Origin of the sequence: Bacillus sp. AK25 (assembly GCF_048270685.1) — a bacterium.
GTDB lineage: Bacteria > Bacillota > Bacilli > Bacillales > Bacillaceae > Bacillus > Bacillus altitudinis.
On sequence record NZ_JBLUWC010000001.1, the window covers coordinates 354,219 to 379,887 of the forward strand.

3 protein-coding genes and 1 riboswitch are annotated in these 25,669 nt (G+C 45.5%); all 3 genes read left to right on the forward strand.

Annotation, left to right across the window (positions count from 1 at the left end; translation table 11 throughout):
- Positions 1-58: 58 nt before the first annotated feature.
- Positions 59-151, forward strand: a riboswitch (cyclic di-GMP riboswitch).
- A 147-nt stretch (positions 152-298) separates the two neighbouring features.
- Genes ACNO7B_RS01905 through ACNO7B_RS01915 form a run of 3 tightly spaced genes read left to right on the forward strand, consistent with a single transcriptional unit; the run spans position 299 to position 25,610 of the window.
- The gene (locus ACNO7B_RS01905; RefSeq protein ID WP_417901081.1) at positions 299-11,014 is read left to right on the forward strand and encodes an amino acid adenylation domain-containing protein; all 10,716 of its coding nucleotides are present in this window, start codon (positions 299-301) and stop codon (positions 11,012-11,014) included.
- 19 nt (positions 11,015-11,033) lie between these two features.
- A complete protein-coding gene (locus ACNO7B_RS01910) occupies positions 11,034-21,731 on the forward strand; it encodes an amino acid adenylation domain-containing protein (RefSeq protein WP_417901082.1) in 10,698 nt (3,565 codons plus the stop codon).
- Positions 21,732-21,776: 45 nt separating this feature from the next.
- Positions 21,777-25,610, forward strand: a complete 3,834-nt coding sequence (locus ACNO7B_RS01915) for a non-ribosomal peptide synthetase (protein WP_417901083.1) — start codon at positions 21,777-21,779, stop codon at positions 25,608-25,610.
- Positions 25,611-25,669 lie beyond the last annotated feature (59 nt).

Below are 25,669 nucleotides of genomic sequence, written 5' to 3' on the forward strand. Positions count from 1 at the left end.
GTGAAAAAAACAATAATTTCATATAAAGTGGACGTAAATAGAAAATATCTAAAAGAAAAGAAGAAAAAGGCAAATCTATGGAAACATAGAGACGCAAAGCCATGTCCTAAGGTAAAAGTTGCTTTTTTACTATGGTCGGCAGGTTACCGAATCAAAATGGGAGTCCCTCCGTTTTATTCGGGGTGGGCTCCTTTTCTGTTATTCCGTCTATTTTAATGAAATAGACTTGGTTCTTTTGATATAGAGGGTGCAGGGTATCACAGTTGGTGGAGAAAACATAGAAGAGCGGAGGATGAGAATGAGTACAGTTTATTACCCCTTAACACATGCGCAAAAGCGAGTATTCTACACGGAAAGATTTTATCCAGGCACAAGTATTTCTAATTTGGGTGGGTTTGCCAAGTTAAGATCGGTATCAGGTCTAAATCCTTCTTTGATCGTGGATGTGCTTCAAGCGTACATTCGTGAAACTGATTCTCTTCGTTTAAGGCTAGTGTATCAACATGAGCAGGAGGAGCCCGTTCAATATATCAAGCCATATGAAAAACAGCCGATTCGTTTGGTGAAAGGCTGGAGTGAAAAGGAAGTCAGGGCGTGGGCGAACGAGGAGATTCGTGAGCCGATGGAACTGATTGATCGTTCCTTAATTGAATTTACGGTCTTTCAAATCAGTGATCAAGAGTGCTGGCTGTTCTGTAAAGCGCATCATATTGTGGCTGATGGTATTTCAATTATCTTGATGGGAAACCGAATCATTGATCTATACCATGACATGCTGCAGGGGACAGACATCTCCCCAATTGAAGACATTTCCTTCGTTGATCACATCATGAGTGAGCAAACTTATGAATCTTCTAAACGTTTTCAGAAAGACCAAGCTTTTTGGAACGAGCAATTTTCCAATATTCCAGATTTCGCTTCTTTAACACCGCATAAAGGTTACGAGATGAGCTTACATGCGGAGAGATTTTCAGGGGATATTCCAGATGCTTTAAAGGAGAAGCTTCGCGTTTTTTGTGAAGAAGAGAAAGTCAGTATGCTTTCTATGTTTATGTCCGCTGTCTATATTTACTTGCACCGATTTAGCGGCATGGAGGATGTGGTCCTTGGAACTTTTATGGGCAATCGGACAAATGCAAAGGAAAAAAAGATGATTGGGATGTTTGTGTCGACCATTCCGATGCGCGCATCTGTGCAAGGATCCCTCACGTTTCTTGATTTCGTGAAGCAAGTCATGGCGGATCAGATGAAGATCTTGCGTCATCAAAAATATCCTTACAATGTGCTCATGAATGATTTAAGGGAAAGAGATGGATTTACAGGACGCCTGTTTGATATTTCTTTAGAGTATCAGGTCATGCAGTGGCAGAAAAAAGAGAATCTTTCGTTCATTACGGAGCCGATTTTTAGTGGAAGCGGAATGAATGATATATCGATTCATGTGAAAGACCGCTGGGATACAGATACATTGACCATTGATTTGGATTACCGTACAGATCTATTTAGTGAAGACGATATGAGTAAGCTGTTTGATCGATTGATGATTTTGCTGGAGGCGGCAGTCTCTCAGCCAGATCAGCTGATTGGGGCTCTCTCTTTACTGCCAGCAGATGAACAAAAGCAGCTGCTTCAATTATCTAAGGGAGAAGCATTTGATTTACCAGGAGCGAAACCAGTTCACCACTTATTTGATGAGGTAGCTAAAACGTATTCAGAACGGGCAGCTGTGGTAGCGGAAAATGGAACGTTCACTTATGGAGAGCTGTATCAAAAAGCGGACAAACTGGCACGGTTTTTACAGATGAAAGGTGTCTCGCGTGATGTACCAGTTGCCGTTTTAATGGAACGGACGGCAGATGCGATGGCTGCCATTTTTGGGATATTAAAAGCTGGCGGTGCATATGTACCGATCGATCCGGCATTACCTGAGGAACGCATTCAATTTATTGTAGAAGATTCTGGTGCTTCTATCGTTTTAACAGAAGAATCGTTTGTTCAGCGATATTCATCCATTGCGGAAAAAATGATTGTCCAGCAGCATATGGAATTAGAAGATCGTCCGCTGCCTGAGCTGATCGATCAGACGACATCACAGGATTTGGCTTATCTCATTTATACATCGGGTACGACTGGAAAGCCGAAGGGAGTGATGATCGAGCATCTTCAGCTGCATCATTTGGTTCATGCCCTGCATCACGAAGTGTATGAGGGGGCAAATCAGCTTCAAGTGGCGCTTCTTGCACCATTCCATTTCGATGCCTCTGTTAAACAAATCTTTGCTGCTCTTTTATTTGGACATACGCTTCATATTGTGCCAAGAGAAACGACACGAAACGGTGTACAGCTAGCGGCTTATTACAAAGAACGTCAAATCAAAGCAACAGATGGAACGCCAGCACATGTGCAGCTTTTACTTGCAGCGGATTTGGATGGGCTTGCACTGACTCACATGCTGATTGGGGGAGAAGCACTCCCTGCGAAAGCAGCGCAGGCGCTGATTGAAGCTGTGCGTGTCAGCCAGCCCGATTTTGCCTTGTGGAATGTGTATGGTCCGACAGAAACGTGTGTGGATGCGGCGGTTCACCGTCTAGATCTCAGTGAGCTGCAGAAGTCACCAGAACAGCGCTATGTGTCAATTGGAAAGCCACTGGGCCATCACCGGATTTATATTTTAAATGAACATGAACAACTACAGGTGCAGGGAGCTGTGGGAGAACTATGCATTGCGGGAATAGGAGTTGGACGGGGCTATGTGAATCAGCCTGAATTAACGGAGAAGGCATTCAGACCAGATCCATTTTTCCCTGAAGACCGGATGTATCGCACAGGTGATGTAGTGAGATGGCTTCCAGATGGCACAATTGATTACCTTGGAAGAATAGATGACCAAGTAAAAATAAGAGGTTACCGCATCGAAACAGGTGAAATTGAGGCGGTCATGGAGCGGGTAGACGGAGTCGATCAGGCTGTCGTCCTTGTCGTGGATGAACCGGACGGTGGAAAGGCTTTAAGTGCTTACTATCAAGCACGACAAGAATTTCTTTCCGTGGACACCCTGCAAGCCGCTATCAAACATCAGCTGCCAGCTTATATGATGCCGCTTTATTTCAAGCAGCTTGAGGCATTTCCACTGACAGTTAGCGGAAAAGTCGACCGGCGTGCGCTTGCTGCATTAAAAGGAGATAAGGCTGTCAGTGCTGTTTATGTAGCGCCTAGAAACGATGTAGAAACGAAGCTTGTTCGTTTGTGGGAAGACGTTCTTCATCAAGAGAACATAGGTGTGTACGACTCATTCTTTGACATAGGCGGGCATTCACTCAAAGCGATGAAAGTTCTTACACTCGTTCAGCGGGCTTTTCAAGTGGAGGTCCCTTTATCTGTTTTATTTGAACAGCAAACGATTGCAGCACTTGCTGTTTATATTGAACAAGCGGAAAAGTCTTCACAAGTGTTCATACCGAAAGCACCGACTGCCGCCGATTATCCACTGTCACCAGCGCAGCAGCGTGTTTATATGGTGACTCAGCTGGAGCAGAGCATCGCCTATCATATGCCTGCTGTTGTGAAATTAAGAGGAACGCTGCAACGAGAGAAGTTGGAGGGAGCTTTTGAAAAACTGATCGCACGTCATGATGTGCTGCGCACTTCTTTTCATACAGTCAAAGGAGTCCCTCGTCAGCGGGTAGCTTCATCCGTCCCATTTCAAATAGAACAGGTGACAGGCAGCACGATGGAAGAGAACATGCGTCAATTCGTCCGACCTTTTTATCTTGAGCAGGCTCCGCTTTTGCGTGTTGGGCTACAGTCTTTACATGACCAGGAGCATCTTCTCTATTTCGATATGCATCATCTGATTTCAGATGGTCTTTCAATTGATTTAATGCTGCGTGAGCTGTCTGACGCATATGAGGGATTAGTGAAAGCGCCATTGAAGCTTCAATATCAAGATTATGCTGTTTGGCAAGAACAACAGGCAGAGCAAGGCGGGCAAATAGATGAAGCATTCTGGCTGAAAGAATTTTCAGGAGCTATCCCTGCTTTGCAGCTGCTAACTGATTATCAGCGTCCGGCTGTCCAGTCTTTCGCTGGAGACCGCGTTCTCAGAAACATCGATGAGACGTTAACAGGCCGTTTGCAGGAGCTTGCAGCGAATCATCATACGACGCTGTATACCGTGTTGCTTTCTGCTTACTATACATTGCTTGCAAAATACACAGGTCAAAAGGAGTTTGTAGTGGGGACGCCAACAGCAGGCCGGGTGCATGCAGATTTGAATGACATGATCGGCATGTTTGTCCAAACACTTGCTTTACGTTCAGAGGTAGATCCGAACGGTTCAATGACACAGTTGATTGAGCAAGTAAAGGAAAAGACGATGAGGGCGTTTGAGCATCAGCAATATCCATTCGAGCGGCTGCTTGAAAAGCTAAATGTGCAAAGAGATTTTAGCCGCCATCCATTATTTGATACGGTCTTTACTCTAACGCCAGATCATTCAACAGCCCAGCATATTGGAGAGATGAAAGTCGAAGTCGAGGAAACCAATTTCCATATTGCGAAGTTTGATCTCACACTTCAAGCGACGGAGTCAAGTCATGGTCTTTCTTTTGTTCTCGATTATAGTACGGCGTTATTTAAACGAATTACAGCCGAGCAGATGCTGAAGCATTATGTTTATCTTCTGGAGCAGATGGTTGAAGTGCCGGAGCAAGCGATTCAATCATACCGCTTACTGTCTGAACAAGAGGCAGCGGCTCAATTGAAGATGTGGAACCCGTTACCTACGCCTTATCCTGCGGAAGAAACCATTGTGACGCAATTTGAATCACAAGTACAGCAGCATGGTCATCAGCCTGCTTTGCAATGTAAAGATGAGGTTCTTTCTTATCAAGAGCTGAATCGCAGAGTGAACCAGCTGGCTCATTATTTACACGAACATGGTTTTGAAAAAGGGATGAAAGCGGCTTTATTCTTTGAACGTTCCAATGAGATGGTGCTGTCGGTTTTAGCTGTGCTAAAGGCTGGCGGTGTATATGTGCCAATTGATCCTGACTTCCCTGATGAACGTATCAAGCACTTTTTGACAGATAGTGGTGCACAGTTTGTCCTGACCCATCAGGTGCTGCGTCATCGTTCTGTGCTTACTGCGTTTGAAGGGAAAATCATAGAAATAGAAGATCAAGCCGTTGATCAGCAGTCAGAGAGCAATCCAATTGTATGTGTTTCGCCTTTGGACTTGGCGAATTTAACCTATACATCTGGTACGACAGGCAAACCTAAAGGGAACATGGTGACGCACCGGAACATTTTGAGAACAGTGAAGCAGTCGAATTATCTCACCATTCATCATGAAGACACGGTGATGAGCATTTCAAACTATGTATTTGATGCATTTATGTTTGATGTGTTTGGTGCTTTATTGAACGGAGCGAAACTCATTGTTTTGCCAAAGGATCACATTTTAAATATGAATGAGCTTTCTGGCGCGATTGAGAAGGAAAAAGTCAGTATTTTAATGATCACGACCGCTCTATTTCACTTACTGATTGATATGAAAAAAGGCAGCCTAAAAAACGTCAGAAAAGTGCTGTTTGGCGGGGAACGTGCTTCTGTGCCGCATGTTGTGGCAGCCCTTGAAACGGTTGGAGAAGACAAACTTATTCATATGTATGGACCTTCTGAAAGCACAATTTTCACAACGTATTATCCGGTGAATCACATTGAAGAACAAGCACTGTCGATTCCGATCGGAAAGCCGGTGAGTCAAACGGCTGTTTATATTGTCGATGAGTTTGGACATGTGCAGCCGCCGGGAGTAGCTGGAGAGCTTTGTGTCGCAGGTGACGGACTGGTCAAGGGGTATTATCACCAGCCAGAACTAACGAGCGAAAAGTTTGTTGAAAATCCTTTCCGATCTGGTGAAGTCATGTACAAAACGGGCGATCTCGCACGATGGCTGTCAAATGGAGATATTGAATTCATTGGGCGAATCGATCATCAAGTCAAGATTCGAGGTCAGCGTATCGAGCTTGGCGAAATTGAACACCAGCTATTGCAGCATCCGCAAGTGAAGAAAGCCGTTGTCATTGCGTTATCAAATGAAACATTGTGTGCATATTTCACAGCAGAAGGTGCTGTTCCACTGTCGGATTTACGTGAGCAAGCAGGACGAGAACTCCCTGTTTATATGATGCCAGCTTTCTTCATGCAATTAGACGAGCTGCCACTAACGGGGAATGGCAAGGTAGATAGACGAGCATTACCGGTACCTGATGTAAGTGAGCAGGCTTCAAATGAATACGTCCCTCCTCAATCAGATACAGAGCGTATATTGGCACACATTTGGGAGGAAGTTCTTGAAGTTCCGAAAATCGGCAGACGTGATCATTTCTTTGAATGCGGTGGTCATTCACTGCGCGGCATGAAAATGTTGAACAGGCTCTATGAAGAGATGCATGTGGAATGTACGTTGAAAACATTATTTGAATCACCCACTTTAGAGGCGTTTGCCCTTGCGGTGGATCAAACAGATCGAACTGAAATCAGACGAGTGGAGAAAGCGGAAGAAGCGGCTTTTTATCCAGTGACATCTGCTCAGAAAAGATTGTTTGTTCTGCAAAAAATGACAGATGCCGAGCAGAGCTATCATATGCCAGCTGCTTTAAAGCTTGAAGGTGTATTTGATGAAAAACGATTTAAAAAAGCCATTGACCAGCTTGTTCATCGTCATGAAGCATTCCGTACGAGCTTTGACTTCGTTCAGGGTGAACCTGTTCAGCGAATTGAAACGAATGTTTCTGTGAACATTGAAAACATCGAAGGGGAAGGCCGAGACATTCAGCAATTAATGAATGATTTTATCCGTCCATTTGATGTAGAAAAAGCGCCGCTGCTTAGAGTGGGACTTGTGTCTGAATCGGAGAGTGTTCATTATCTGTTGATTGATATGCACCACATCATTTCAGATGGTGCGTCTGTCGGTATTTTAATTGATGAGCTATCGATCTTGTATCGAGGAGACGAACTTGATGAATTGCCTATTCAATATAAGGACTATGCGGTTTGGTCAAACAGTGAAGAATCTCTTGTGAAAAAAGAGGCTGAAGCGGCGTTTTGGTTGGAACAATTACAAGGAGAACTGCCTGTTTTGGCACTGCCTGAGGATCTTCCGAGACCAAAGGTTCAGACGTTTGAAGGGGGCCGCGTCGAATTCGCTATAGACGGTGCGCTTAAATCGCAATTGGATGAGCTGGTTAGATCACTCAACAGTACAACGTATACAGTACTGCTTGCTTGCTACAGTACGCTTTTAAGCAAACTTTCGAGACAAGAAGACATCATGATCGGTTCTCCAGTGGTGGGCAGAACCCATCCTGATATTCAATCAGTCATCGGCATGTTTGTGAATACGCTGGCACTCAGAACAAAACCAGAAGGACACCAGACATTTTCTCAATTTGCGTCAACAGTTCATGAGCTTGTGTTAGCGGCAAATGAACATCAACTTTACCCATTTGAAGAATTGGTGGACCAAGTGCAAACGGTTCGCGACACAAGCCGCCATCCAATCTTTGATGTGGTGTTCTCGATGGAAAATGCAGATATTCGTGACCTGTCGATGGATGGACTTGATATCATTCCCCAGCCGTTCAATGAGAACATAGCGAAATTTGACTTAACCTTAACTGGAAACGAATCTGACGATCAAATCGAGCTTGTGTTTGATTATAATTCTTCTATCTTTGAACGGTCGTCGATTGAGAAGTGGAAGGAGTATTTCCTTTACTTGATCGAACAAATGGTGTCAGCACCAGATCAATTATTAGATCAGATGCAATTATTATCACCAGCGCAGCAGCAAAAACTGCTTGATGAATGGTCAGGCCCTATCCTAAATGTCCCGACAGATCAAACGGTTCATGCATTGATTGAGGCGAAGTCACAGGAAGTACCTCATCAAAAAGCCGCATCCTTCTGCGGCACAAGCTGGACGTATGAAGAACTGAACAACCGGGCGAATACAGTCGCCGCAAGACTTATGTCCAGCGGCACAAAACCGGGAGACCGCATCGGCATTCTCACGCGTCCATCGCTCGAGATGACAGCCGCTGTTCTCGGTGTGCTCAAGGCAGGTGCGGCATTCGTACCAATTGATGCCGATTATCCAGCGCAGCGCATTGCCTACATGTTGGAAGATGGCAGGGCAGAGGTCCTTCTGATTCAGAAAGGGCTCACTGCACCACCTTCTTTCACAGGTCATACCCTCTCAATAGAAGAGGCGGTAGAAGGAGAAGCGCACGAGATTCAGGTTCCTATCAAACCAACGGATCTCGCCTATATGATTTACACATCTGGAACGACTGGACAGCCGAAGGGTGTCATGGTCGAGCACCAGTCCCTTGTCAATCTCGCCTACTGGCACAATGATGCCTTCCAGGTGACGAAACAAGACCGAACCGCCAAATATGCCGGCTTTGGCTTTGATGCCTCCATTTGGGAGATGTTCCCGACGTGGATGGCCGGCGCAGAGCTCCATATCATCGACGAAGCGATTCGCCTCGATATGATCAAGCTCAATTCGTATTTTAATCACGAAGGCATCACCATTGCATTCCTGCCAACACAGCTATGTGAGCAGTTTATGTCGATGGACAATCATTCTCTCCGTTACTTACTGACAGGCGGGGACAAGCTGAAACAGGTGAAGCCCGTTCCATACAAACTCGTCAATAACTACGGCCCAACAGAAAATACGGTCGTGGCGACAAGCGGGATCATTGATCCAGATCAAGGCACGCTTCCTATCGGAACAGCGATTGCCAATACTCGTTTTTACATTATGGGTTCGTTATATGACCTCTCGCCGCAAGGCGTACCGGGTGAGCTCGTGATTGCGGGGAAAGGACTGGCAAGAGGCTACTGGAATCTCCCAGAGGAAACGGACAAACGGTTTGTCCCAGATCCGTTTTATCCAGGAGAGCGTATGTACCGTACAGGCGACTTGGTGAAATGGACCGAGGATGGCGAGCTGATTTATCTCGGTAGAAAAGACCATCAAGTGAACATCCGCGGCTTCCGGATTGAGCTGTCAGAAATTGAAGCACAGCTCCTTACGCTAAATGAAGTGAAAGAAGCCGTCGTGACAACGGCCAAAGACGCAAGTGATCAAGACGCTCTTGTCGCTTACGTCATCACAGATAAAGAAACGGATACGTTGAAAGAAAACTTAAAGCGCATCTTGCCAGAATATATGGTGCCATCATGGATCATCAAGCTAGACCAACTGCCGATGACGGCAAATGGAAAAGTAGATCTCAAAGCACTGCCAGCACCTGATGTGGAAGCGAATCAAACAGCATACGAAGCGCCAAGAGATGAAGTGGAAGCACTGCTTTGCGGCATTTGGGAAGATGTGCTTGGCGTCAGCCAAGTCGGTATTCACGACCATTTCTTCTTCCTTGGTGGAGATTCGATTAAAGGCATCCAAATGGCAAGCAGACTCACGCAAGAAGGCTGGAAGCTCGATATGAAACTGCTTTTCCAATATCCAACGATTGCGGAGCTTCGCCCATATATCGAAGAAGCGGACCTTCTCACAGCTGATCAATCACCTGTGGAAGGAGAGGTCATTTTAACACCAATTCAGCGCTGGTTCTTTGAACGGAACTTCAGCAACCAACATCATTGGAATCAGTCCGTTATGCTCCATGCCGCAAATGGTTTGGATGAAGTGCTTGTCAAACAAGTGTTCGAGCAGATGATGACCCATCATGATGCTTTGCGATTGGTTTATCCGATAGAAGAAGGACGCATCATCCAGCGTCATCGTGGAGTAGACGAAAACGATGTAGCGGTGGACGTGATAGAAGTACAAGGAGAACGATCACAGCAAATCCAGCAGGTAGAAAAGCTAGCAAATGAAGTGCAGGCGAGTATTTCTTTAACAGAGGGACCATTAGTCAAACCTGCGATTTTCCGTACGGATCATGGAGATCACTTATTGCTCGTTGTACATCACCTTGTCATTGATGGTGTGTCATGGCGTATTTTCCTTGAAGACTTCATGGCTCTTTATGAGCAGGCGAAGCGCGGGGAGGAGCTGACACTTCCTGAAAAAACACATTCATTCCAAGCATATGCCCAGAAGTTGACGGAATACGCAGTGTCAGATGAGCTGCTGGCAGAAAGGGACTATTGGAAAAAGGTACTTGGGCATTTAACTGCACCTCTGCAAAAGGATCATGTCACAGAGGATCAAAGAATGCTGCATACAAAAACCATTCGCTTTACGCTGTCTGAGGAAGAAACACGCAGCCTACTGACAGAAGTACATGAGGCGTACCACACGGAAATCAACGACATTTTGCTAACCGCTTTAGGATTGACCCTGAAAGAGTGGACAGGAGAAGACAGACACTTTATTCACCTTGAAGGACATGGAAGGGAGGACATCCTTCCGGCGGTCAATGTGTCGCGGACCATCGGCTGGTTTACGAGCATGTATCCTGTGCTGCTTGATTTGTCGCATGCGGAGGATCTTTCGTATCAAATCAAGCTTTTGAAAGAAGAGCTCAGACACATTCCGAACAAGGGAATCGGCTATGGCGTTTTAAAATACTTAACGCCTGACAAAATGAAGGACGGTCTCGCATTTGATGTCACGCCAGATATCAGCTTTAACTATCTTGGTCAGTTTGATGAACAGATTGGCGGGGGTGAACTAAGTCGATCCACTTGGCAGGCAGGTCAATCATTAAGTCCAGAATCAGAGAAACCTCATGCATTAGATATTGTTGGTTTCGTAGAACAGGGCATGTTCCAGATGACGATGTCATATCACCAGCTTGAATTTGAAGAGCAGACGATGGAACAGTTCAAGGACCTTTTAGAAAAGAACGTGAAGGCACTCATCTCACATTGTGTATCACAAGATGAAGCGCAAATTACGCCTAGTGATGTAGGAGACGATGACCTGACCATGGATGAACTTGAAAAGCTAATGGATATATTTTAAGCAAACGAAGAGGTGGACTATGAGCAAACAGAAGATTCAAAAGGTATATCCTTTAACACCAATGCAAGAAGGTATGTTATATCATGCCATGCTAGACCCTAATTCGTCCTCTTATTTCACACAGCTGGAGCTTGGAATAAGAGGGGAGTTTGATCTCGATCTTTTTGAAAAAAGTCTCAATGAGCTCATCGGCACATATGACATTCTCCGTACAGCCTTTGTCTATCAGCAATTACAGAAGCCTCGTCAGGTTGTACTGGCAGAGCGCAATCTAGATGTGTATAGAGAGAATCTATCTCACCTGAACCATCAGGAACAGCAAAAGGTACTAGATCAATATAAAAAGCAAGTGAGAAAGCAAGGCTTCCATTTAACGAATGATTTGTTATTGAAGGTCGCTGTTTTTCAACTGAATGAAACAAACTGGCATCTCATTTGGAGCAACCATCACATCATCATGGATGGTTGGTCCATGGGAGTTTTGATGAAAAAATTGTTTCATTACTACGAATCTTATCGGAACGGCAAAACGCCGGATCGCTCACAAGGAAAACCTTATGCAGATTATATTCAGTGGCTTGGCAAGCAAAATCAACAAGCAGCGGAAGGCTATTGGAAGGATCGCTTAGATGGTGCGATTCAGCATCAAGGGCTTTTGCAGCAAAAAGAAGCGAACGGACAATATGACCATCAGGAATGGACGTTCACATGGGATGCTGAAATGGTCAGCACCATTCAAGAGATCGCAAGGAATTGCCAAGTGACAGCACCGAATCTATTCCAGGCTGTTTGGTCGGTTCTTTTAGGCACTTACCATGCGGCACATGATGTCACTTTCGGAACAGTCGTATCTGGCAGGCCACCAAGTGTGGCTGGTATAGAACAGATGGCAGGACTTTTTATCAATACAATACCGGTCAGGGTAGAAATGAATCACGAAGACACCTTCAAACAGCTGTTTCAAAAAGTTCAGCAGCATGCGCTGGAAGCGGAAAACTATGATTTTATGCCGCTTTATGACATTCAGCAACAGACAGCTGCAGGAGGACAACTCTTCGATCACTTGGTCGGGTTTGAGAACTATCCTTTAGATCAAGAGCTATCTGGTGACACCATGTCGGAACGTCTAGGGTTTTCCATTGATGTAAAAGACGGATTTGAACAAACGAATTTCGATCTAAATGTCCTCGTATATCCAGGTGAAACATGGACATTGAAAATCAAATACAATGCGGTGGCTTTTGAAGAAGAGGTCATTGAAAAAATATCGAAACACCTGACCAACCTCATGAAGCAGATCATCGAGAATCCGGAAGTTCGCCTTCATGACGTGACGTGTATCACCGAAGAAGAAAAACAGCAGATTGAAGCATGGAACAAGACAGAACGAGATTATCCAAAGCATCTGTCTATTCCTGAGCTTCTGAAAGAACGCATTCAAACGCAGCCAGACCATCTGGCGTTAGTCGAAGGAGAGCGGGCATTCACCTATGAAGAACTTGGCCAAGAAATCCATCGTGTTGCGGGATATTTGATTGATAGCGGAGTGAAACAAGAAGATGCCGTCGCAGTGTATATGAATCGATCTGCTGAAGCAGTGATCGCCATTTTAGCGATTCTTCAAGCAGGGGCTGCTTATGTACCAATTGATCCAGCCCAGCCAGAGGATAGAATCCGCTTTATGCTTGAAGACAGCGGTGCATCCGTGTTGCTCTATGCGGACAGCCAGCCGCCAGTTCATGAAAGTATCCAAGCCGTTCGTGTGTCGGACATATCGAATCAGTCCAACGGACCATTCGAAGTCGAGACCTCTCCTTCGCAATTGGCGTATATCATGTACACGTCGGGGTCAACCGGCCAGCCAAAAGGTGTTCAAATTGAGCATCAGCATATTGTCAGATTGGCATGTTCTCAGGAGACACTGGGCTTGAACAAGTCGGATCGTATGGCACATACAGGAGCAGTCAGCTTTGATGCCATTACTTTTGAAATTTTCACCACACTGCTGAACGGTGCAACGCTTTATCCTGTTGACCGTGACACGTTATTGGACATCAACCGGTTTGAACGCTTTATCCAAACGAATCAAATCTCGGCGCTCTTTTTAACGACAGGTTTGTTTAATCAACTCGCTCAGCAGCGACCGCATATGTTTAAAGGATTGTCCAAATTGATCACAGGCGGTGATGTGATCAATGTGAAAAGTGCAGAGCTTGTGAAGAAACATCATCCATCACTTGTTTTACTGAATGCGTATGGCCCAACAGAAAACACCACCATCTCGACCATTTATGAGGTGAGAGGGGATGAAACGGGCACGATTCCAATTGGTCAGCCGATCAATCATTCGTCCGCTTACATTTTAGATGACAATCAAAGACTTCAGCCAATTGGTGCGCCAGGAGAGCTGTATGTCGGCGGTGACGGTGTCTCAAGAGGATATCTCCATCGTCCAGAATTAACAAAGCAAGTATTTATCGCTGATCCTTTCAAGGCAGAAGGGCGTTTGTATCGAACAGGAGATTTGGCTAGGTACGGTTCAAATGGTCAAATCGAATTCCTCGGACGGACAGATGATCAAGTGAAAATCCGTGGTTTCCGTATTGAGCTCGGTGAAATTGAAACGGTTCTTCAACAAGAGGCGGGGATCGATGAGGCGGTTGTGCTCATCCATGCGTCTCCTTCAGAAGAAAAAGAAATGACCGCTTACTATACGGGAACGATCAGAGAAGAAGAGGTGCGGGCTTTATTTCATCAAGCACTGCCAGCATATATGGTACCTCATCACGTCATGAAGCTAGATGCTTTCCCGCTTACAGCAAACGGAAAGGTCGATCGAAAAGCTTTACCAACGCCTGACGAAGCTCATCGTGAAGAAGTCAGGATCATTCCGCCTGAAACTGAGACGGAAAAGGCGCTTGCTCAAATTTGGGAGGAACTGCTTGGGAAAGCGGTGGGAATAGATGAGCATTTCTTCATGACTGGCGGACATTCACTCAAAGCAATGATGATGTCAGCCAAAATCCAAAAAGTGTTCCAAAAGGAAGTTCCGATTCAAGTGATATTCGAAAAGCCAACGGTTCGATCGCTTGCGTCATACATTGACCAGGACGGTCAAGAAGAACAAGGACATCCGATCTTACCCGCAGCGAAGGCGGAGGACTATCCAGTGTCACCAGCTCAGCGGCGCTTATACATTTTACAAACACTTGAACCTAAGAGTACGAACTATCATATTCCGATCGTCTTAACGCTTGAAGGTACGCTCGATCATCAGCGGCTCACCTCAGCATTTGATGAATTGATTCAAACGCATGAAATCTTAAGAACGAGTTTTCATATGAAAGGCGAGAACATCGTCCAAAGGGTACATGAAAGAGCGGCATTTGACCTCCCTGTCCATGATGTAAAGGAAGAAGAGGCCGAGGCATTTCTTGCTGAACGTCAGGCGCCGTTTGATTTGACAGCCGCTCCCCTCCTGCGGGCACAGCTGCTCAAAGTGAGTCATGATCGTCATCTATTAGTCCTGGAAGCACATCACCTCATTACAGATGGCAGCTCCATGAAGACGTTCATTCAGGATTTGGCGAAAGCCTATGATGGAGAGGCACTTGCAGAAAGAGCCATTCATTATAAAGATTACGCTGTCTGGCAGTTAAGTGAAGAAGAAACAGAGAAACAGCGTGCGCATGAAGCGTATTGGCTGAAGCAATACGAAGGAGATGTACCGGTTTTAGATTTGCCGACAGACTACCCACGTCCAGTGGAACGTGATTTTTCTGGAGAACGGGTGATGTTTGGCTGTGATCAAGCGACAACTCAGCGTATTCATGAGCTGCTCAAGAAAACAGATACGACGCTGTACATGTTCTTGTTATCTGTATTTCAAGTGCTGCTCGCTTCCTACAGCGGACAGGAAGATATCATTGTCGGATCTCCTGTTGCGGGGCGAACACATCCAGATATTCAGGACATGCCGGGGATGTTCATCAATACCATTGCGATGCGCGGAAAACCGGAACAAACAAAGTCATTTATACAGCTGCTTGAAGAAATAAAAGAAACGAGTGTAGATGCTTTTGCACATCAAAGCTATCCGCTCGAAGAGTTAATCGCGCGTCTGCCGCTTGATCGTGATACAACCCGAAGCCCGCTCTTTAGTGTTTCGTTTAATATGCAGAACATGGATGTTCCTGCACTAAAGCTCGGCGATCTGAACATTTCGCCTTATGCAATACAGCACCGATCCGTCAAATTTGATCTGTCTCTAGAAGCATTTGAACGTGAGGGAGAAATAAAACTAAGCCTAGACTATGCAACGGCATTATTTAAAGAGGAAACCATCCGCCGGTTCGGAACACATCTGCTTGCGATTATTCGTGAGGCGGTCCAGCATCCGGATGAACGAATTGGCTTGTTCAACCTCTTGGATCAGCATGAGCAAATGGAGCGGCTGGAGAAAAGGGATGGAGAACAAACAGGTCAACATGAGCCGTACCATGTGCAATTTTCACGTCAAGCCATGGAAACGCCTGATGCCATTGCGGTGATGGATGGTGAAAGGAAGCTGACCTACCGTGAACTGGATCGCATGTCCAATGCTCTTTGCAGTGAGCTGAAGATGCAAGGCGTAGAGAAAGAAAGCACAGTCGCACTTATTCTTGATCGCTCTGTCTATGTCATTGTCTCGATGCTAGGTGTAATGAAAGCGGGCGGTGCATTTGTACCAATTGATCCAGCTTTTCCTGCGGAACGTATTCGTTACACATTAAAAGATTCAGGGGCAAAAGTCATCGTGGCAAATGAGTCTCTTGGCGATTCCTATCAGCATCTCAAGTCGATTCAGGTCGTACATGTGGAGAAAGCCGTCCAACGAAACGATTCTCTAGACTTGCCGGACGTATCGGTTGATCAACTGGCTTATGTGATTTACACATCTGGAACAACAGGGAAGCCAAAGGGTGTACAGCTCACGCATCGTAATCTATCACACTACGTCAATTGGTTGACACATGAAGTGACTTTACAAGAATGCGATCGAACGGCACTCCTGTCTTCTTATGCATACGACCTTGGTTACACAAGCATTTTCCCGATTCTAAAAGCAGGCGGGACACTCTATATTCCTCATGAAGACGTGTATACAGACCCTGTACGTCTCATGCGTTTTATTGATGAACAAGAGCTGACTTATATCAAAATGACACCATCCTTATTTCATATGATGGCAGATTCAAAGGGTTATACATTTGACGCTTTACGGCTTGTGGTATTGGGAGGAGAACCGATTGTCTCTGAAGATGTTGAGACATTTATGAAGCAGCATCCATGCGTGGCAGTGATGAACCATTACGGTCCGACAGAAACAACGATTGGTACAGTGAGCAAGCTAATGACACCGCATGAACTGGACGCTTTAAAGGAGCGTTCTATCATCGGAAAGCCTATTGCTCATACAAGAGCGCTCGTATGCAATTGCGAGCATCGCCTTGTTCCTTATGGTGCACCGGGAGAGCTTTATATTTCAGGTGATGGTGTTTCAAGAGGTTATTTGAATCAGCCTGAATTAACAGCAGAGCGTTTTCTTGAAAATCCTTATTTCCCTCAAGAGCGGATGTATCGAACGGGAGATTTGGTTAGACAGCATGCTAATGGAGAGATTGAATTCCTTGGAAGAGTAGACGATCAAGTGAAAATTCGCGGTTATCGAATTGAGAAACAAGAAATTGAGCATGCCGCACGTGCCCTTTCAACCATTCAAAAAGTGTATGTCAAAGTGATCAACACGTCTCGTTTACCGGAGCTGGCGTTATATTATACAGCACCTGATCACATTGGAACGCTGACATTTAGAGAAAAGCTTTCAGAGACACTGCCGGATTACATGATTCCTACTTATTTTGTCAAAGTGGATCATATGCCGCTGACGCAAAACGGAAAAGTGGATGCGAAATCTCTGCCGCTTCCTCATGAGGCACATATGAACCGCACGGCACACGCAGCACCAGAAACGGCGCTTGAGCAGACGCTTTGTGATATGTGGTCAGATGTTCTTGAGATTGAAAAAGTCGGCATTGATGACCATTTCTTTGAATTAGGCGGGCATTCTCTGAAAGGCATGGTGCTCATTTCGAAAATCCAAGCCAAACTGAATCAGCATGTACCACTCAAGGTTCTTTTTGAAAAGCCAACGATACGGGCGATAGCTGCCTATTTGGAAGAAGCTGATGCTTCGCTCGTCCAGACATCCATTCAGCCAGCGGAAAAGCAAGATTTCTATCCAGTCTCTTCCGCACAAAAGCGAATGTACGTATTACAGCAGCTGCATCCAGAATCCGTCACCTACCATATGCCAGCCGTTTTCATGATGGAAGGAAACCTTGATCTGAAGCAGCTAGAAGGAGCGATTCAAGCTTTAATTGATAGGCATGAGTCATTGCGGACAGCCTTTGTTGAAATTGACGGCAGTCCCGTCCAAAAAATTTATCGCCGTGTGCCGTTTACGTTACAGATGGTTGAAGTAGAAAGCGATCAGGTACAATCCGTCGTAGACAACTTCATGACACCATTCTCATTACATCAAGCACCTCTAATGAGAGCGAAAGTGGCAAAGCTGTCTGATGACAAATATGTGTTTATGATGGATATGCACCATATCATCGCAGACGGAGTGACACGCAGTCTACTTATTCAAGAATTAGCGGAGTTGTATGAGCATAAGACGTTACCGCCAGTTCAGTTGCACTACAAGGATTATGCGGTATGGCAGCAAGAGGAAGAGCAGCAAGCAGCACTTGAAAAACAGCGGCAGTATTGGCTGGAGCAATATGCACAGCCGCCAGAAGACTTAGCACTTCCGCTTGATTTCCCGCGGCCTAGCGTGCAGTCATTTGCAGGAGACCGGGTGGATAGATGGCTGTCTGCTGAAAAGGCGCAGCATGTCAAAGCGCTCATGGCTGAAAAAAATGTGAGCTTGAACATGGTGATGCAAACGGCCTTTGCCATTCTCCTTCATAAATTGACTGGGCAGCATGACATCGTCATAGGTGCTGTAACGGCTGGCCGTACACATGCGTCAATCGAACGGATTCCGGGCATGTTTGTGAATACACTGGCCCTTCGACATGACGTTCAGTTAGAAGAAACTGCAGAGCATCTGCTAGAAAAAATAAAAGATCACAATCTATCAGCTTATGAACATCAAGGATTCCCGTTTGAGGATTTGGTCGCGCAGTTAGACCTTCCGAAAGACACGAGCCGCAACCCGTTGTTTAGTGTCATGATGACAACGGATGACCGTGATCTGACGTTACCGAATTTGAATGGACTTACGCTTTCACACAAACAGCAAGAAGCCGTTCAGGCAAAGTTTGATTTAACGCTCGGCATCTTTGAGGAACAAGATCAAGTGGGCTTGCGCTTTGAATATGCAGCGGCACTATTTAAAAAGAGTACCATTCAGCGATGGAGTCAATATGTTGAGCGAATCATAGACGAAATGATCGCGAAATTGAATCAGCCGATCTCAACCATCTCAATCTTAACAAAAGAAGAAGAGCGACATCTGCTTGATGATTGGTCAGGAACTGTCCTAAATGTCCCGACAGATCAAACGGTTCATGCATTGATTGAGGCGAAGTCACAGGAAGTACCTGATCAAAAAGCCGCAACTTTCTGCGGCACAAGCTGGACGTATGAAGAATTGAACAACCGGGCGAATACAGTCGCCGCAAGACTCATTTCCAGCGGCACAAAACCGGGAGACCGCATCGGCATTCTCACGCGTCCATCGCTCGAGGTGACAGCCGCTGTTCTCGGGGTTCTCAAGGCAGGTGCGGCATTTGTGCCGATTGATGCCGATTATCCAGCGCAGCGCATTGCCTACATGCTGGAAGATGGCGGGGCAGAGGTCCTTCTGATTCAGAAAGGGCTCACTGCACCACCATCTTTCACAGGTCATACCCTCTCAATAGAAGAGGCGGTAGAAGGAGAAGCACACGAGATTCAGGTTCCTATCAAGCCAACGGATCTCGCCTATATGATTTACACATCTGGAACGACTGGACAGCCGAAGGGTGTCATGGTCGAGCACCAGTCCCTTGTCAATCTCGCCTACTGGCACAATGATGCTTTCCAGGTGACGAAACAAGACCGAACCGCCAAATATGCCGGCTTTGGCTTTGATGCCTCCATTTGGGAGATGTTCCCGACGTGGATCGCCGGCGCAGAGCTCCATATCATCGACGAAGCGATTCGCCTCGATATGATCAAGCTCAATTCGTATTTTAATCACGAAGGCATCACCATTGCATTCCTGCCAACACAGCTATGTGAGCAGTTTATGTCGATGGACAATCATTCTCTCCGTTACTTACTGACAGGCGGGGACAAGCTGAAACAGGTGAAGCCCGTTCCATACAAACTCGTCAATAACTACGGCCCAACAGAAAATACGGTCGTGGCGACAAGCGGGATCATTGATCCAGATCAAGGCACGCTTCCTATCGGAACAGCGATTGCCAATACTCGTTTTTACATTATGGGTTCGTTATATGACCTCTCGCCGCAAGGCGTACCGGGTGAGCTCGTGATTGCAGGGAAAGGACTGGCAAGAGGCTACTGGAATCTACCAGAGGAAACGGACAAACGGTTTGTCCCAGATCCATTTTATCCAGGAGAGCGCATGTACCGTACAGGTGACTTGGTGAAGTGGACAGAGAATGGCGAACTGATCTATCTCGGCAGAAAAGACCATCAAGTGAGCATCCGCGGATTCCGTATTGAGCTGTCAGAAATTGAAGCGCAGCTCCTTGCGCTGGATTTAGTCCAAGAAGCCGTCGTGACAACGGTCAAAGACGCAAGTGATCAAGACGCTCTTGTCGCTTACGTCATCACAGATAAAGAAACGGATACGTTGAAAGAAAACTTAAAGCGCATCTTGCCAGAATATATGGTGCCATCATGGATCATCAAGCTAGACCAACTGCCGATGACGGTAAATGGCAAAGTGGATCTCAAAGCACTGCCAGCACCTGATATGGAAGCGAATCAAACAGCATACGAAGCGCCAAGAGATGAAGTGGAAGCACTGCTTTGCGGCATTTGGGAAGATGTGCTTGGCGTCAGCCAAGTTGGTATTCACGACCAATTCTTCTTCCTTGGCGGAGATTCGATTAAAGGCATCCAAATGGCCAGCAGACTCACGCAAGAGGGCTGGAAGCTCGATATGAAACTGCTTTTCCAATATCCAACGATTGCGGAGCTCCGCCCATATATCGAAGAAGCGGACCTTCTCACAGCTGATCAGTCAGTTGTGGAAGGAGAGGTCATTTTAACACCGATTCAGCGCTGGTTCTTTGAACGGAACTTTGATCACCAGCACCACTGGAATCTCTCAATGATGCTTCATGCACCAAAAGGGTTTGACTTGGCTGTCACAGAACAAGTTCTGCAAAAACTGCTCTCACATCATGATGCACTGCGCATGGTGTTCAGACAGGAGCATGATGACATGCTGCAATACAATCAGCGGGAGTTGACAGAACCATTTTCAATTATTTCTTGTGATGTTTCAAAAGCGCAAGATGTGAAACAGGCGATTTCCACATACGCCAATGAGTATCAGCGTCAACTGAATCTTGAAAAGGGTCCATTGATGAAAGTGATTTGTTTCCATACAGAAAACGGTGATCACTTACTCATCATCACACATCATCTTGTGATTGACGGCGTTTCTTGCCGGATTTTACTAGAAGACTTTATGTCTCTTTATCATCAGGCAGAAAAAGGAGAAACGATGGTTCTGCCGCCAAAAACGCACTCTTTCAAAGAATGGGCAGAAGCGATTGAACGATATGCGCAGTCACAGCTGCTAAAAAACCAGAAGGAGTATTGGGCAGCGATTGAAAATAGACCGTTTACGACTTTACCTGTTGACCATGAAGTAAAAGAAAGAAAAGTTGCGGATACGAAAGCTGTCAAAATGCAGCTGACAGAAGCAGAAACTGAGCATCTGTTAACGAATATCCATCTTCCGTACACAACAGAAATGAATGACATTCTTCTATGTGCGCTCGGGCTGGCCATTCGGGAATGGACAGGTCAATCTCATGTACATGTACAGCTTGAAGGTCATGGAAGAGAGGATATTTTATCAGGATTAGATATATCTCGCACAGTTGGCTGGTTTACGAGCATGTATCCAGTCGTTCTTGAAGCGAAACCGAATCAGACCATTGCAGACGCTATCAAAGGAACGAAAGAGATGCTACGGCGTGTACCGAATAAAGGGATTGGTTACGGTATTTTAAGATACATGACACCATCCGAACCGTCAGTCAAACACGTGCAGCCTGAAATCAGCTTGAACTATCTCGGGCAGATTGATCAGGAAGTGACGACAGAACTCTTTGGGCCCTCAACCTATGATATGGGCCGTCAAGCAAGCCTTGAATCCGAAGCTGTTTATAAGCTGAACCTCAGCGGTCTTGTTCAGCACAATCAATTCATTCTGTCGTGCTCATATTGTGCAAGTGAATATGAAGAACAAACGATACAGCAGTTCATCGCATTGTTGAAGGAGAAAATCAGATCCATCATCACCCATTGCTTAGCGCATCAAGAGCGAGAATTTACGCCAAGTGACTTCTCGGCTGCAGACCTTGAAATGGATGAAATGGACGATATCTTTGACATGCTTGAGGAGAAATTGACCTAACACCACTAGATCAGTCATGAAAAAGGGGAAGGAGGAATGAAATAGATGAGTCAATTTAAAAGGGATCAAGTTCAAGATATGTACTATCTGTCACCGATGCAAGAAGGAATGCTGTTTCATACCCTCCATCATCAAGAAAAAGGTTTTTATGTAGAACAAATGGATATGAACGTGAAAGGCACACTTCGGTCTGATCTGCTTGAGAAAAGCATGAATATCATTGTGGAACGGTACGATATTTTTCGTACCGTGTTCCTCCACGAAAAAGTGAAGCGTCCTGTCCAAGTTGTATTAAAGAATCGACCTTTCCAGCTTGATGTTGTGGACATACAGGATCTTTCTGAAAGTGAACAGCTTGAACGTATTGATCGTTTTAAACAAAAGGATCAGCTGAGAGGATTTGATCTCTCAAAGGATCTGCTCATGCGGGCCTCCGTTTTTCAAACGGGTCCTTCAAGCTATCGCTGGATATGGAGCTATCACCATATCCTTCTAGATGGCTGGTGTTTTGGCCTAGTTGTACAGGAATTGTTTGCGATTTATCATGCACTTTTGCATGACATCCCTTACAGGCTGGAGCCAGTCAAGCCGTATAAAGAATATATTCAATGGCTGGAAAAACAAGATAAACAAGCCTCACTTGAATATTGGACGCAATCTTTGGCTGGCTTTGAGGGGCAGTCGACTTTTAAAGAACAGCGAAAGCAAACAAATGAGCATGAATTAGGCGAAATCGAATGGGCCATGAGTAAAGAAGAAACAGCTGCTTTATCAGAGTTAGCCTTGCAGCAGAATGCCACGTTAAGCAGTGCGCTTCAATCGGCTTGGTCCATTTTACTAAGCAGGTATCAGCGGTCAAACGATGTGTTGTTTGGAACGGTTGTGTCAGGACGTCCGGCAGATTTAGCTGGTGTGGACCGGATGGTGGGGTTGTTCATCAATGTCATTCCAAGACGAATCCAGCTGACAGACCAAATGACGTTCCGTTCTCTATTATCAGAAACGCAGCAGCAGTCTTTAGCGGCTGAACCGCACCAATATATCCCGATTTATGATATTCAGGCTAAGGCAGGTCAGCAGCAGCTCATTGATCATATTGTGGTGTTTGAGAATGTCCCTGCTGCAAAGAAAGACGAGCAGGAGTCACTGCTTGGCTTTACAGTAGAAGACATGAATGTCTATGAAAAATCGAACTATGATCTCAATTTACTGGCGTCGCCCGGGGAACAATTGCAGCTGAAGCTGGCCTTTAATCAGCGTGCATTTGACCCTGCATTTGTCCGTAAATTAAAGGATCAGCTGACCCTTTTGATCAAAGGGGCCATCAAACATCCAGATCAGTCAGTTCATACACTGACACTTGTGACAAAGCAGGAAAAACAGCGAATGTTAGAGGAATGGAATGCTCCTGAGCTGGAGCATGATCAGCTATATTTGACAAAGTGGTTTGAGCATAATGTCCGAAAACAGCCGAATGCAGTGGCATTATCAGTAGGTGATCACACGATGACATATGCGGAGCTGAACGAACAAGCCAATCGACTGGCAAGGCATTTGCAAAAAAATGGGGTGGGTCATCAAACGGTGACCGCCATTTTAGCAGAGCGGACACCTGAACTCATTGTCAGCTTACTCGCTGTCTTAAAAGCAGGTGCCACCTATGTGCCGATTGATCCAGATTATCCAGAAAGCCGTATCCAATATATGCTGAAAGACAGCGGAGCGACGCATCTACTGACTCATTCATCCTTTATCAGTCAGACGAGGTCACTCGCATTTGATGGCACGTATCTTTTTGCAGATGATCAAGAAATTTTACTGATGAGCTCAGAGAATCTGTCACTTGAAGCTGGTTTAGATGATACGGCATACATCATGTATACATCTGGAACAACCGGACAGCCAAAAGGCATCATGACGACCCATTCCAATATTGCCCGGGTGGTCAAAAATACGAATTACTTAACCATTTTAGAAACAGATACATTGCTGTCGTTATCAAATAGCGTATTTGATGGCTTTACATTTGATGTATATGGTGCGCTTTTAAACGGAGCAAAGCTTGTCCTGCCGCAAAAAGAAACCATTTTAGATATGGGGAAGCTCACTGAGCTGATAAAAGGAGAGCATATTTCTGTCATGTTTGTCCCAACCGCTTTATTCCATCTTCTCGTTGATGAAGGAACAGACTGGATGCGCGGTGTGCGTAAGGTGCTGTTTGGGGGAGAGAGGGCATCAGTTCAGCATGTGAGAAAAGCCTTTGATGTGATGGGAAAAGGCAGATTGTTGAATGTATACGGACCAACCGAATCAACGGTTTTTGCCACGTATTATCCAATAGATGAAGCAATCCCTTTAGAGGCACATTCTATTCCAATTGGGAAGCCGCTCAACCAGACGGGCGCTTATATATTGAGTGAGCACAGGCAGCTTCAGCCGATTGGAATGGTTGGAGAGCTTTGTCTGAGCGGCAAAGGACTGGCAAAAGGATATTTGAATCGTCCTGATCTGACAAAACAAGTGTTTATTCCTCATCCTTTCGCTTCGGGTGAGCGCCTGTATCGCACAGGGGATTTAGCCTATTTTCGAGAAGACGGTCTGATTGAGTATGCAGGCAGAGTCGATGATCAGGTGAAAATTCGCGGGCACCGAATTGAATTGACAGAAATTGAAGCCAACCTTCTCATGCATCAAGGTGTAAAACAAGCTGTACTCCTAGCGGATCATGATGAAACAAATCATACAAGAATGCTTGCCTACATCACGTGTGATGATGCATGGAAAGGCAAACTCGATGACATCAAATCAAGGCTGAAAGAGCGTCTTCCAGCTTATATGCTGCCTCATGAGCTGATTGAACTGGAGAACCTCCCACTTACGCCAAACGGGAAGGTTGATAAACGCCAGCTACCAAAACCAGAGGCACCGCAAGGAAACCGCCGTGTGAAACTGCCCGCAAATGAAGTGGAACAAAAGCTGCTTGTGATGTGGCGGGAAGTACTTGAACGAGAGGATATTAGCACAGATGACCATTTCTTTGAGCTTGGCGGACATTCTTTAAAAGCGATGTCTCTTTTGTCCAAAGTATCAAAAGAGTTTGAGGTTCAGGTGCCGATCCATTTGTTGTTTGAGACCCCGACGATTGAAGCGCTTAGTCATTATATTCAGCATCAGGACGGGGAAACCGCTGGCTATCTTGTATTCAATGAATCTCAAACATCAACAGTCTTTGCTCTTCCGCCATTACCAGGCTACGGCTTTATCTATCAGGAAGCAGCAAAAACGCTTGATGATGTTCGGTTGATTGCCTTTGATTTTATTGAAACGAATAACCGAATGGCGCAGTACGTTCAGCATATTCAGCACCTTCAACCAAAAGGGCCGCTGACGTTGATGGGGTACTCAGGCGGATGTTACCTCGCCTTTGAGCTTGTTCAAGCGCTTGAACAAGTAGGACGGACAGTCGAGAAGGTCATCATGATCGATTCCTATAAGAAAATTGGAGAAAGTGATTTAGAAGGACGATCCATTGATGATGATATTGAAGCGATTGTTCATCAAACGAAACAAAGCGAGCTTGCTCAAGGGGAGATCGTTCAAGAAGCGCTTGCCCAAAAGACGCGCGCCTACTATGAAACGTTTGTTAAGGGGGTGAATCAAGGCAAAATACAGGCAGATATTACGTTCATCCAATCTGAAGAACAAATAGCGATCCCGGACTGGATGGAAGAGTGGACACAGGCAACGGCCGGATCTTTTACCCAATACCAAGGCTATGGCCGGCATGCTGATATGTTCAAACAGAAAGAATGTGCAGCTCAAAATGCAAAGCTGATCAAACATATTGTCAATCAAACAAATAGAGAACGAGTCTTGTAAACTTTAGATTAGGCAGGATGCAGCCTTGCAGTCCTGCCTAACAAAAAAGGAAAGGAACT

Coding starts and splice junctions, on each gene's coding strand:
- ACNO7B_RS01905 (WP_417901081.1), top strand. CDS start 299: ATGAGTACAGTTTATTACCCCTTAACACATGCGCAAAAGCGAGTATTC.
- ACNO7B_RS01910 (WP_417901082.1), top strand. CDS start 11,034: ATGAGCAAACAGAAGATTCAAAAGGTATATCCTTTAACACCAATGCAA.
- ACNO7B_RS01915 (WP_417901083.1), top strand. CDS start 21,777: ATGAGTCAATTTAAAAGGGATCAAGTTCAAGATATGTACTATCTGTCA.